The organism is Streptomyces sp. 6N223, assembly GCF_052246635.1.
Lineage (GTDB): Bacteria > Actinomycetota > Actinomycetes > Streptomycetales > Streptomycetaceae > Streptomyces.
This window is the reverse complement of the sequence record NZ_JBQQCA010000078.1, coordinates 15,161-27,270: the sequence shown is the minus strand read 5'-3', so window position 1 is coordinate 27,270 and position 12,110 is coordinate 15,161. Positions and strand designations below refer to the sequence as shown.

At 71.5% G+C, this 12,110-nt stretch carries 11 protein-coding genes; 2 read left to right on the top strand and 9 right to left on the bottom strand.

The genetic code is table 11. The annotated features are described in order from the left end of the window. Window positions 1-221: 221 nt before the first annotated feature. The 3 genes from ACTWQH_RS30605 to thyX form a co-directional block, all read right to left on the bottom strand. Complete coding sequence (locus ACTWQH_RS30605) at window positions 222-1,907, bottom strand: ribonuclease J (RefSeq protein WP_443290058.1); 1,686 nt, start codon at window positions 1,905-1,907, stop codon at window positions 222-224. 145 nt (window positions 1,908-2,052) lie between these two features. Beyond that, a complete protein-coding gene (gene dapA, locus ACTWQH_RS30600; protein WP_443290057.1) occupies window positions 2,053-2,952 on the bottom strand; it encodes a 4-hydroxy-tetrahydrodipicolinate synthase in 900 nt (299 codons plus the stop codon). A 191-nt stretch (window positions 2,953-3,143) separates the two neighbouring features. Continuing rightward, the gene (gene thyX, locus ACTWQH_RS30595) at window positions 3,144-3,926 is read right to left on the bottom strand and encodes an FAD-dependent thymidylate synthase (RefSeq protein ID WP_443290056.1); all 783 of its coding nucleotides are present in this window, start codon (window positions 3,924-3,926) and stop codon (window positions 3,144-3,146) included. Window positions 3,927-4,028: 102 nt separating this feature from the next. On the opposite strand from thyX, the gene ACTWQH_RS30590 reads away from it, so the two are divergent. Further along, window positions 4,029-4,172 carry a hypothetical protein gene (locus ACTWQH_RS30590; protein ID WP_443290055.1) on the top strand — a complete coding sequence of 48 codons (144 nt, stop codon included), beginning with the start codon at window positions 4,029-4,031 and terminating at the stop codon, window positions 4,170-4,172. A 60-nt stretch (window positions 4,173-4,232) separates the two neighbouring features. After that, window positions 4,233-4,805: a hypothetical protein gene (locus ACTWQH_RS30585; protein WP_443290054.1), complete on the top strand. Its 573-nt coding sequence runs from the start codon at window positions 4,233-4,235 to the stop codon at window positions 4,803-4,805. Between the two features lie 26 nt (window positions 4,806-4,831). On the opposite strand, the gene ACTWQH_RS30580 is transcribed toward ACTWQH_RS30585, so the two are convergent. From ACTWQH_RS30580 to eccD, 6 genes are all read right to left on the bottom strand, one after another. Next, the gene (locus ACTWQH_RS30580; RefSeq protein WP_443290053.1) at window positions 4,832-5,314 is read right to left on the bottom strand and encodes a hypothetical protein; all 483 of its coding nucleotides are present in this window, start codon (window positions 5,312-5,314) and stop codon (window positions 4,832-4,834) included. A gap of 5 nt (window positions 5,315-5,319) precedes the next feature. Further along, on the bottom strand, window positions 5,320-6,075 hold the full coding sequence (dapB, locus tag ACTWQH_RS30575) for a 4-hydroxy-tetrahydrodipicolinate reductase (protein WP_443290052.1): 756 nt from the start codon (window positions 6,073-6,075) through the stop codon (window positions 5,320-5,322). Between the two features lie 34 nt (window positions 6,076-6,109). Continuing rightward, window positions 6,110-7,519: a M16 family metallopeptidase gene (locus ACTWQH_RS30570; protein WP_443290051.1), complete on the bottom strand. Its 1,410-nt coding sequence runs from the start codon at window positions 7,517-7,519 to the stop codon at window positions 6,110-6,112. Further along, a complete protein-coding gene (locus ACTWQH_RS30565; protein ID WP_443290050.1) occupies window positions 7,516-9,735 on the bottom strand; it encodes a polyribonucleotide nucleotidyltransferase in 2,220 nt (739 codons plus the stop codon). Before ACTWQH_RS30565 ends, ACTWQH_RS30570 begins: the two co-directional genes overlap by 4 nt. A gap of 292 nt (window positions 9,736-10,027) precedes the next feature. Next, the gene (rpsO, locus tag ACTWQH_RS30560; protein ID WP_443290049.1) at window positions 10,028-10,318 is read right to left on the bottom strand and encodes a 30S ribosomal protein S15; all 291 of its coding nucleotides are present in this window, start codon (window positions 10,316-10,318) and stop codon (window positions 10,028-10,030) included. A gap of 234 nt (window positions 10,319-10,552) precedes the next feature. Continuing rightward, the gene (gene eccD, locus ACTWQH_RS30555; protein WP_443290048.1) at window positions 10,553-12,100 is read right to left on the bottom strand and encodes a type VII secretion integral membrane protein EccD; all 1,548 of its coding nucleotides are present in this window, start codon (window positions 12,098-12,100) and stop codon (window positions 10,553-10,555) included. Window positions 12,101-12,110: the final 10 nt, after the last annotated feature.

Below are 12,110 nucleotides of genomic sequence, written 5' to 3'. Positions count from 1 at the left end.
ATACTCAAAACAGAGACCATCCACGCGAGACAATCCTCGCAATGAATCTCGAAAAAATCTGGCATTGACAAGCATGACACGCTGTTGAGTTCTCAAGGAACGGACACCCACCGGGCGTTGCCTCGTTGGCCGTCTCCGGGTTCCCCGTTCGACGGCTCCGTAAACGTACTGGAGCGGGGCGCCTGGATGCAAATCCTGGCGCCCCGCCGGGAGATGAGGGCTCAGACGTCCACGACGACCGGCATGATCATGGGCCGTCGGCGGTAGGTGTCGGAGACCCACTTGCCGACCGTCCTGCGCACGAGCTGCTGGAGCTGGTGCGGTTCGACCACGCCATCCTGGGCCGACCTCGCCAGTACCTCGTCGATCTTCGGGATCACGTCCGCGAAGTCGGAGTCCTCGATGCCGGAGCCCCGGGAGTGAATGCTCGGGCCGCTCACGATCTTGCCCGTGCTGCTGTCCACCACGACGAAGACCGAGATGAAGCCCTCGTCGCCCAGGATGCGACGGTCCTTCAGGCTGGACTCGGTGACATCGCCCACAGAGAGCCCGTCCACGTACACGTACCCGGCCTGGACCTTGCCGACGATTTTCGCCTTGCCGTCGACCAGGTCGACGGCGACGCCGTCCTCGGCGATGACGACGCGGTCCGCCGGAACGCCGGTGAGGGCGCCGAGTTCGGCGTTGGCGCGCAGGTGGCGCCACTCGCCGTGGACCGGCATCAGGTTCTTGGGCTGGCAGATGTTGTAGAAGTACAGCAGCTCGCCCGCCGACGCGTGGCCGGACACGTGGACCCTGGCGTTGCCCTTGTGGACGACGTTGGCGCCCCAGCGGGTCAGGCCGTTGATCACGCGGTAGACCGCGTTCTCGTTGCCGGGGATCAGCGAGGAGGCGAGGATGACCGTATCGCCCTCCACGATCCGGATCTGGTGGTCGCGGTTGGCCATCCGGGACAGGGCGGCCATCGGTTCGCCCTGGGAGCCGGTGCAGACCAGCACCACCTCGTTGTCCGGGAGGTCGTCGATGCTGCGGACCTCGACGACCAGGCCGGCCGGCACCCGGAGATAGCCGAGGTCCCGGGCGATGCCCATGTTGCGTACCATCGAGCGGCCGACGAACGCGATCTTGCGGCCGTGCTCCTGCGCCGCGTCCACGATCTGCTGGATGCGGTGCACGTGGCTGGCGAAGCTGGCGACGATGATGCGCTTCTGCGCGCGGGAGAAGACCTGGCGCAGGACCCCGGAGATCTCGCGCTCGGGGGCGACGAAGCCGGGGACCTCGGCGTTGGTCGAGTCGCTGAGCAGCAGGTCGATGCCCTCCTCGCCGAGACGCGCGAAGGCGCGCAGGTCGGTGAGGCGGCCGTCGAGGGGCAGCTGGTCCATCTTGAAGTCGCCGGTGTGGACGGCCAGACCCGCGGGGGTGCGGATGGCGACGGCCAGCGCGTCGGGGATGGAGTGGTTGACCGCGATGAACTCGCAGTCGAAGGGCCCGATCCGCTCGCGGCGCCCCTCGCTGACCTCCAGCGTGAAGGGCCGGATGCGGTGTTCCTGGAGCTTGGCCTCCAGCAGGGCCAGCGTCAGCCTGGATCCGATCAGCGGGATGTCCGGCTTTTCGCGCAGCAGGTACGGCACGCCGCCGATATGGTCCTCGTGCCCGTGGGTGAGGACGATGCCGTCGATGTCGTCGAGGCGATCCCTGATGGTGGTGAAGTCGGGCAGGATCAGGTCGATGCCGGGCTGCTCCTGTTCGGGAAAGAGCACGCCGCAGTCGACGACGAGAAGCCGCCCGCCGTATTCGAAGACCGTCATGTTACGGCCGATTTCGCCCAGACCGCCTAGCGGGACAACGCGCAGACCTCCCTCGGGAAGCCCGGGCGGAGGGCCAAGTTCTGGATGAGGATGACTCAAGAGACTCTCCTGACCACGCGCGCCACATGTCCGTGCGGGTGGACACGTGGCGCGCGTGACTATGTGCATTGGTGAGGTATTCAGTTAGCAACTACAGGCACGATGATTCGTGCTCTGTGTGACATCCATGTGGGCAGTCGACTTCTCACAGGTGTACCCCGCCGGCCTTGAGGTCCCGCTTGAGCTGGCCGGCCTCCTGCTCGGTGAGGCCGACCAGCGGCAGGCGCAGCGGACCGGCGGGCAGTCCCTGGAAGCCGAGGGCGGCCTTGGAGGTGATCACGCCCTGGGTGCGGAACATCCCGGTGAAGACCGGCAGCAGCTTCTGGTGGATCTCGGTGGCCTTGGCGACGTCGCCGCTGACGTACGCCTCCAGCAGCGAGCGCAGCTCGGGCGTGACGACGTGGCCCACGACGGAGACGAACCCCACGGCTCCCACGGACAGCAGCGGGAGGTTGAGCATGTCGTCCCCGGAGTACCAGGCCAGGCCGGTGGTGGCGATGGCCCAGCTGGCGCGCCCGAGGTCGCCCTTGGCGTCCTTGTTGGCGACGATACGCGGGTGCTCCGCGAGCCGCACCATCGTGTCCGTGTTGATCGGGACGCCGCTGCGGCCGGGGATGTCGTAGAGCATCACGGGCAGGCCGGTGGCGTCGGCGATCGTGGCGAAGTGCTGGAAGAGGCCCTCCTGGGGCGGCTTGTTGTAGTACGGCGTGACGGTGAGCAGGCCGTGGGCGCCAGCCTGCTCGGCGGCGCGGGCCAAGTGCACGCTGTGCCTGGTGTCGTTCGTCCCGACTCCGGCCACCACGTGGGCGCGGTCGCCGACCGCCTCGACCACCGCGCGCACCAGGCGGGATTTCTCCTCGTCGCTGGTCGTGGGGGACTCACCGGTGGTGCCGTTGACGATCAGGCCGTCGTTGCCGGCGTCCACGAGGTGGGCGGCGAGCCGCTGCGCGCCGTCGAGATCGAGCGTGCCGTCCGCCGTGAATGGCGTGACCATGGCGGTCAGCATGCGCCCGAACGGGGTCTGCGGTGTGGAGGTCGGAGCCATGGGTTCCACGCTACTCGCAGCTCAGCATCCGGTGGTCCTTCGGGGCGGAGGACATGTGGTGACATATGGAGCCCGGCACTGCCTGCTCGGGGGTTCAGGCAGCGCCGGGTCCGTTCAGTCAGCTTAGATGACCTTCGCTTAATGGTGCAATCCGGACACTTCGCCCGAGGGATGCACGGCGGTCGGGCGCGCTACGGCGCCACCCGCCCGTTTGCGTTGAAGGCGGCGTGGGTGAGGGGCATCAGCCGGGCCCACTCCCCCTCCATCCTCTCGGCGATCATCTCGATCTCCCGCTGCGGGAAGGTGGGCACCCGGGCCTGCTCGTGCCGGGTGCGCAGGCCGAGGAAGTGCATGAGGGAGCGGGCGTTGCACGTGGCGTACATCGAGGAGTAGAGGCCGACGGGCAGGGCCGACCTGGCAACCTCGCGGGCGACGCCGGCGGCGAGCATCTCCTGGTACGCCGCGTAGGAGTGCCGGTAGGACTCCTCCAGGGCCTTGGTGACCAGCGCGTGCTGCTCCTGCGTGCCCTCGGCGAACTCGTACTTCCCGGGACGGCCGCGCTGCACGAGCTTGCGGTCCTCCGCCGGCACGTAGAACACCGGGCGCAGCTCGCGGTACCGGCCGCTCTCCTCGTTGTACGACCAGCCGACGCGGTGCCGGTGGAACTCGCGGAAGGCGAAGATCGGGGCGCTGACGAAGAAGGTCATGGAGTTGTGCTCGAACGGGCTGCCGTGCCGGTCGCGCATCAGGAAGTTGATCAGGCCCTTGGAGCGCTCCGGATCCTTGCCGAGCTCCTCCAGGGACTGCTCGCCCGCGGTGGAGACGCGCGCCGCCCAGAGCACGTCGGTGTCGGAGGCGCTGTGCTTGATCAGCTCGACGGTCACGTCACTGCGGAAACGGGGGGCGTCGGTGGCTTTCTCGGTCACGGCAGCAACCCTACGAGCCGCCGCTGACAGCGGGCGAGGCGAGCGCATAAGGGACGGGAGGTGCGGGAACCTCGAGTCGGACTATTCCGTTAATTGTTTCGAATGAGACCACTCAAACCCCCTTCGACCCGACCTGGAGGTGTCACGACCGTGCGGCGCGAGAACGTCTTGAACGTGCTGATCGGTCTCGTCGTCATATCCGGCCTGATCGGCGCGCTGATGCTGGCCCGTCCCGCCCTCGACGTGGAACACCAGCCGTCTCCTCAGGCTCCGGAGGCCGCCGAGAACCCATGAGCGCGGTAGCCTCACACCGTTCACAGCACGTGCCGCATGTGAGACGAACGAGGACCTGCCGTGCCCCTGCCATTTCTCGCGGCCGAGCACGACCCCAGCGCCTCCGCATCCGCGCAGGGAAACGCCGCGCTGCCGCATCCCTCCCAGGACCACTGGCGACGCCCCTACCGCCTGGGCCCCTGGCGCGTGGCCATCGCCGCGCTCACGCTGCTCATCGCGGCGTACATGCTGATCTCGGCCGTGATCATCGCCATGGCCGGGACGGTGACCGGCGCCGGGGCCACGGTGGTCGCCGCCGTGCTGACGATCGCCTTCGCGCTGCGGCTGCTGCGGATGGGCATCTGGGTGAGCCCGCGCGGGCTGCGCCGCGTGGGGCTGCTCTTCACGCGCACCCTGCGCTGGCGTGAGGTGGCGCGGGTCAGCACGGTGCAGCAGCCCGTGAAGTGGCTCGGGCTGCCGCGCAGCGTGCAGGGGCAGGCGTTGCGGATCCAGCCACGCCGGGGGGAGCCGCTGCGGACGCTGCTGACCGACCACAACACGGACTTCCTCGGCCGCCCGGAGGCGTTCGACCGGGCCACCGACGTGCTGGAGGCGTGGGCGGCGGAGCACGGCGGCCTGGCCGGCCGGGCCTAGCCCTGTCCGGGCGGCGGGGGCCCGTGTCATGCGCGATGGCGTCGGGCCACGGGGTGGAGAGGTCGTGCGCCGGTGCGCAGGCGCAGGTCGATCGCGCGTTGCATCGACCTGCGGGCGCGTGGCGTGTCGCGGGCGTCGTGGTAGGCGACGGCGAGGCGGAACCAGCAGCGCCAGTCGTCGGGGCTGGCCTCGGTCTCGGCGCGCCGGCGGGCGAAGGCGGCGTCCGCCGCGGCCCGGTCGACGCGGCCGCTGGGCGCGCGGGGCAGGTCGTCCTCGGGCAGCCCGCCCTCGGCCTCCAGCTCGCGGGCCAGGCGGTGAGCGGCGCGGACGAAGCCCGTGCTGCGCCACAGGAACCACGCGCCGATCGCGGGGAGGACCAGCACGGCCGCGCCCAGCGGCACCGCCACCCAGCCGCCCTCGGCGATCAGCAGCGCCCCGCGCTGGCCCGCCAGCGCCAGGTAGGCGGCGCAGGCGGCGCAGAGCAGGGCGAAGCCGAGGCGGGCCGCCACGGCGGTCAGTCGTCCAGGTCGAGGAAGTGCTCCAGGCCGAAGGTCAGGCCGGGGGCGTCGGGGACGCGCCGGACGCCCAGCAGCAGGCCGGGCATGAAGGAGGCGTGGTTCATCGCGTCGTGGCGGATGGTGAGGACCTCGCCCTCGCCGCCGAGGAGCACCTCCTGGTGGGCGATGAGCCCGCGCAGCCGGACGGCGTGCACCGGCACCCCGTCCACGCTCGCGCCCCGCGCGCCGTCCAACGCCCGGGTGGTGGCGTCCGGCTGCTCCCCCAGCCCCGCGGCGCGGCGGGCCTCGGCGACGAGCTGGGCGGTGCGCACGGAGGTCCCGCTGGGGGCGTCGGCCTTGCCCGGGTGGTGCAGCTCGACGATCTCCACCGACTCGAAGAAGCGGGCGGCGGCGCGCGCGAAGCGCATGGTGAGCACCGCCCCGATGCCGAAGTTGGGGGCGATGAGAACGCCGGTTCCGGGCGAGTCGGCGAGCCAGCCGCGCAGGGTGGCGAGGCGTTCCCCGGTCCAGCCGGTGGTGCCGACGACGGCGTGGATGCCGCTGCGGACGCAGAACTCGACGTTGGCCATGACGGCGTCGGGGTGGGTCAGCTCGACGGCGACCTGGGTGCCCGCCTCGGTGAGGGCCTCGCGCTTGTCGCCGCGGCCGAGCGCCGCCACCAGCTCCAGGTCCCCGGCCGCGCGGACGGCGCGGACCGCCTCGGACCCCATCCGGCCGCGGGCGCCGATGACGGCCACGCGCAGCTTGGTCATGATCGAATCTTCTTCTCTCTGGTCTCTGGGCTCTCTAGGCGACGGCCTCGGACAGGCGGGCGGTCTGCCGTGCGGTGAGGGGGCCGATGACGGACAGCGAGGGGCGCTGCCCCAGCACCCGGGCGGCCACCTGCCTGACCTCCTCGGCGCTCACCGCCGCGATGCGGTCCAGCATGTCATCGACGGAGAGCTGCTCGCCCCAGCACAGCTCGCTCTTGCCGAGCCGGTGCATGAGGGACCCGGTGTCCTCCAGGCCGAGCACGGTGGAGCCGGAGAGCTGGCCGATGGCGCGGCGGGTCTCCTCCTCCCCGAGCCCGCGCTCGGCGACCTCGGCGAGCTGCTCGCGGCAGATCTTCAGCACGTCGCCGAGCTGGGCGGTGCGGCAGCCGGCGTAGACGCTGAAGATCCCGCAGTCGGCGTAGCTGGAGGTGGAGGCGTAGATGTTGTACGCCAGGCCGCGCTTCTCGCGCACCTCCTGGAAGAGGCGGGAGCTCATGCCGCCGCCGAGGGCGGTGGAGAGGACCGCGAGGGCCCACCGGCGGTCGTCGTGGCGGGATACGCCGGGCATGCCGAGCACCAGGTGTGCCTGCTCGGTGCGGCGCTGCACCACGTCGACGCGTCCGGCGGCACGGATGTCGCGGCGGCCGGAGCGCGGGCCGACGGGCTCGGCGTCGATGTCGGCGTCCGTCACGGCGGCGGACGCGGAGCCGTCGGGCAGGGCGCCGGCGGCGGCGAAGGCGGCGTGGACCTGGCGTACCACCTCGTCGTGGTCCAGCCGCCCGGCGGCGGTGACGACGAGGCGGGCGGGCTCGTAGTGGCGCCGGTAGAAGCGGGCGATGCGGTCGCGGGTCAGGCCGCGCACGGTCTCGGCCGTGCCGAGCACGGGGCGGCCCAGCGGGCTGTCGCCCAGCAGGGTGCGGGCGAAGACGTCGTGGACGCAGTCGCTGGGGTCGTCCTCGGTCATGGCGATCTCCTCGAGGATCACGCCGCGCTCGGCGTCGACCTCGTCGGCGGCGATCAGCGAGCCGGTGAGCATGTCGCTGACCACGTCTATGGCCAGCGGCAGGTCGGCGTCGAGGACCCGCGCGTAGTAGCAGGTGAACTCCTTCGTGGTGAAGGCGTTCATCTCGCCGCCCACGGCGTCGAGGGCGGAGGAGATCTCCAGGGCGGTGCGGCGCTTGGTGCCCTTGAAGAGGAGGTGTTCCAGGTAGTGGGTGGCGCCGTTGAGGGCCGGGGTCTCGTCGCGGGAGCCGACGCGGGCCCAGATGCCGAAGGAGACGGAGCGGACCGTGGGCACGGTCTCGGTGACGACGCGGAGGCCGCCGGGCAGCACCGTCTTGCGGATGGTGCCCGCGCCGTTCTCCCCCTTGCGGAGGGTGGTCGTGGACGCGGCCCGCCCCGCCAGGGTGGCGGGGCGGGCCGTCGCACGTGGCGTGCGGGTCACTGCTCGGAGGTGTCCTTCCCCGCGGCCTCCTCGGCCTCCTCCTCCAGGACGGGGACGAGGGAGAGCTTGCCGCGCTGGTCGATCTCGGCGATCTCGACCTGCACCTTCTGGCCGACGCCGAGGACGTCGTCGACGTTCTCCACGCGCTTGCCGCCGGCGAGCTTGCGGATCTGCGAGATGTGCAGCAGGCCGTCCTTGCCGGGGAGGAGCGAGACGAAGGCGCCGAAGGTCGTGGTCTTCACGACCGTGCCCAGGTACCGCTCGCCGACCTCGGGCATCGTCGGGTTGGCGATGCCGTTGATCGTGACGCGGGCGGCCTCGGCGGAGGGGCCGTCGGCGGCGCCGATGTAGATCGTGCCGTCGTCCTCGATGGTGATGTCGGCGCCGGTGTCCTCCTGGATCTGGTTGATCATCTTGCCCTTGGGGCCGATGACCTCGCCGATCTTGTCCACCGGGATCTTCACGGTGATGATGCGCGGCGCGTTCGGCGACATCTCGTCGGGAACGTCGATGGCCTCGCTCATCACGTCGAGGATGTGGAGGCGGGCGTCGCGGGCCTGCTTCAGCGCGGCGGCCAGCACGGAGGCGGGAATGCCGTCGAGCTTGGTGTCGAGCTGGAGGGCGGTGACGAACTGCCGGGTGCCGGCGACCTTGAAGTCCATGTCGCCGAACGCGTCCTCCGCGCCCAGGATGTCGGTCAGCGTGACGTAGTGCGTCTCGCCGTCGATCTCCTGGGAGATCAGGCCCATGGCGATGCCCGCGACCGGGGCCTTCAGCGGTACGCCGGCGTTCAGCAGCGACATGGTGGAGGCGCAGACGGAGCCCATGGAGGTCGAGCCGTTGGAGCCGAGCGCCTCGGAGACCTGGCGGATGGCGTAGGGAAACTCCTCGCGGGCCGGCAGCACCGGGATCAGTGCCCGCTCGGCCAGCGCGCCGTGGCCGATCTCGCGGCGCTTGGGGGAGCCGACGCGGCCGGTCTCGCCGGTGGAGTAGGGCGGGAAGTTGTAGTTGTGCATGTACCGCTTGCGGGTCACCGGGGAGAGGGTGTCCAGCATCTGCTCCATGCGGAGCATGTTCAGCGTGGTGACGCCGAGGATCTGCGTCTCGCCGCGCTCGAAGAGCGCCGAGCCGTGGACCCGCGGGATCGCCTCCACCTCGGCGGCCAGGGTGCGGATGTCGGTGACGCCGCGGCCGTCGATGCGGACCTTGTCGCGGATGACGCGCTCGCGCACCAGCTGCTTGGTCAGCGCCCGGTAGGCGGCGGAGATCTCCTTCTCGCGCCCCTCGAACTGCGGCAGCAGCTTGTCGGCGGCCACCGTCTTGACGCGGTCGAGCTCGGCCTCGCGCTCCTGCTTGCCGGCGATGGTCAGCGCCTGCGCGAGCTCGTCGCGCACGGCGGCGGACAGCGCCTCCAGCACGTCGTCCTGGTAGTCCAGGAAGACCGGGAACTCGGCGGTCGGCTTGGCGGCGCGGGACGCCAGCTCGGCCTGGGCCTGGCAGAGCTGCCGGATGAAGGGCTTGGCCGCCTCCAGGCCCTCGGCGACGACCTCCTCGGTCGGGGCGGTGCCGCCGCCCTTGACCAGCTCGATCGTCTTCTCGGTGGCCTCGGCCTCGACCATCATGATCGCGACGTCGCCGTCGGGGAGGACGCGGCCGGCGACGACCATGTCGAAGACGGCCTCCTCCAGCTCGGTGTGGGTGGGGAACGCCACCCACTGGTCCCGGATGAGGGCGACGCGGGTGCCGCCGATGGGGCCGGAGAAGGGCAGCCCGGCGAGCTGCGTGGAACAGGAGGCGGCGTTGATGGCGACCACGTCGTAGAGGTGGTCGGGGTTGAGCGCCATGATCGTCTCGACGATCTGGATCTCGTTGCGCAGGCCCTTGGCGAAGGACGGGCGCAGCGGGCGGTCGATGAGCCGGCAGGTGAGGATGGCGTCCTCGGACGGGCGGCCCTCGCGGCGGAAGAAGGAGCCGGGGATCTTCCCGGCGGCGTACATCCGCTCCTCGACGTCGACGGTGAGCGGGAAGAAGTCCAGCTGATCCTTCGGGTTCTTCGAGACGGTGGTGGCGGACAGGACCATGGTGTCGTCGTCCAGGTACGCCACCGCGGAGCCGGCGGCCTGCTTGGCCAGGCGGCCCGTCTCGAAGCGGACGGTGCGGGTGCCGAAGGAGCCGTTGTCAATGACGGCCTCGGCGTAGTGGGTCTCGTTCTCCACCTTCGAATACTCCTCGTTCTGTGCCCCCGCCGCGTGCTGCGGAGGGGCGGTGAGGTGGAGCACCTCCCAACTGGCCGGTCATCGATCGAAGCACCCGGGCGCCGCCCGGGAGCCACTACCGAGGACCGGCAACGGTAAGAAGGCGCCCCCGCCTCCTGCGGTATGCGGTGTGTCACATCTTTTCTTGTGAGACCAGCCTACAAAGGCGCCGACTGGTCGGCCCGGTTTGCGTGCGTCCAGGTACGGCGAAGGGAGCGACCCCCGGGCCCGGGCCGCTCCCTGTCTGTGCCTGTTACCTGGCTCCCGCCGCGCCGCGGCGGATGCCGAGGCGGTCCACCAGGGCGCGGAAGCGCTGGATGTCCTTGCGCGCCAGGTACTGCAGCAGGCGGCGGCGCTGGCCGACCAGAAGCAGCAGGCCCCGGCGGGAGTGGTGGTCGTGCTTGTGGGTCTTCAGGTGCTCGGTCAGGTCCGAGATGCGCCGGGACAGCAACGCCACCTGAACCTCGGGGGAGCCTGTGTCGCCCTCTTTGGTGGCGAACTCGGCGATGATCTTCTGCTTCGTGGCGGCATCGAGCGACGACACGCTTACTCCTTGATGATTCAATCGGCTAGCCACCGAGTGCCCCCGGCCTGATCCACGGGGGAGCTTCCGGAACTCGGGAGGCGGGTCCGCTGAGCGCTTCCTCCAGAGCTCGACATCTCGAAGTCTCCGGGGGCGCGTACGCACACGGCCGCTAGGCAGGTTACAGCAGGACGACGGCAGGAGCACATCCGGGGCATCCGGAGCGTACGCGGCCGACCGCTCAGCGCTCAGCGCTCAGCCGCTGGTGAGGCCGCGCGCCTCGGCGTAGACGTCGAGCACCGCCAGGCACAGCGGCGTCAGCGACAGCAGGAGCGCGCTCTCGGTGAGGTCGAGGATCCGGCCCCAGAACGGGGTGAGCCCGGCTCGCGGCACGATCAGCGCGACGGCGGCGAGCAGGCCGGCCGCCGCCGTCAGCGCCGCGGCGAGCCACAGGGTGCGCAGGTCGAGAGGGCCGGCGTCGCCCGCGAGGAGGTCGCGGAGCGCGGCGGCGGGCGGGTGGAGGGCGAAGCCGAGGACGAGGAGGCCGAGGGAGACGATCCCCGCGGTCAGGACGACGGTCACCTGGACGGCGTAGCGGAAGAGGCGGGCGCGGGTGAGGAGCGCGGCGCCGGTGGCCAGGCCCAGCAGCTGGCCGTAGCCGCTGTTCTCGCCGCCGGAGAAGCCGAGGACGGCGGTGGCGGCGGTGGCCAGGAGGGCGAAGCCGCCGGTGAGGCCCAGGAGGATCTGGTGGCCGAGACGCGCCTGCGCGGCGATGCGTTCGGCGTCAACGGGGTCGATGGGGCCGGCGGGGCCGAGCGCTGGGCTGGCGTTGGCGGCCGGGGTGGGGGCGGTGTAGCCGATGGGCAGCCGGACGAGGCCGGCCGCCAGTCCCGGCAGGAACGCGAGCGCGCCGAGGGCGAGGGGCGCGCAGACGGCGGCGGCCTCGACGGGGCGGGCGTCGGTGGCGATGGCGCCGAAGGCGGCGAGGGCGCCGGTGGCGGCCGCACAGGCGCTGGCGGTGAACCAGGCCGCCGCCGCGTTCGCCGCGGCGGCCAGCACGACGGAGACCAGGAGCACGGCGGAGCAGCCCAGCAGCAGCTCCAGGCGGCCGACGCCGTGCCCGTCGTCCAGGGGCAGCACGCCCGTGCCCGCGACGAAGGCGTGCGGGAGCGCGGCCAGGCCGAAGGCGACGGCGGCGCCGCGGTCGGCGTAGACGCGGGCGCGGACGGCGGCGAAGGCGGTCAGGAGCAGCGCCAGGACGGCGGCGACGATGCCGGGCAGGCCGTGCATCTCGTGGCGGGCGGGCTCGCCGAACCAGATGACGGCGGCGGTGAGCGCGACGAGCACGCCCGAGCCGGCGAGCCCGGCGACGCGCAGCATCGCCTCGTCCCACAGCCGCCGGTCGTGGGTGACGGCCTCGGCGATGGCGTCGTGGACGTCGTCGTGAACGGGTGGCGGGAGGGAGTCGGCGAAGGGGCGCAGGGTGAGCACCTCGCCGTCGAGGACGCGCTGCGCCGACAGCGTGCGGGCGCCGTCGAACACGGTGCCGTCGCGGCGGACCAGGTGGTACCCGACGGGGGCGCCGGGGGTGGGGGCCTGGCCGGTCAGGCGGAGGATCTCGGGATAGAGATCGGCGAGCGGCAGGTCATCGGGCAACGCCACGTCGATGCGGCTGTCGGGTGCGGCGATGGTGACGCGGCAGAAGCCGGTCGCTGAGCGGGCCGCCGCCTGCGTGGCGGTCGTGGTGGCGGTCGTGGTGGTGGGCTGATGCTGCTGTGCCGTGGCGGCTGCGGGCGTCGTCACGAAACCTCTC

Excerpts from the sequence above, each read along its gene's own strand:
- dapA (WP_443290057.1), bottom strand. The coding sequence starts at position 2,952 with ATGGCTCCGACCTCCACACCGCAGACCCCGTTCGGGCGCATGCTGACC.
- thyX (WP_443290056.1), bottom strand. The coding sequence starts at position 3,926 with ATGCGCTCGCCTCGCCCGCTGTCAGCGGCGGCTCGTAGGGTTGCTGCC.
- dapB (WP_443290052.1), bottom strand. The coding sequence starts at position 6,075 with ATGACCAAGCTGCGCGTGGCCGTCATCGGCGCCCGCGGCCGGATGGGG.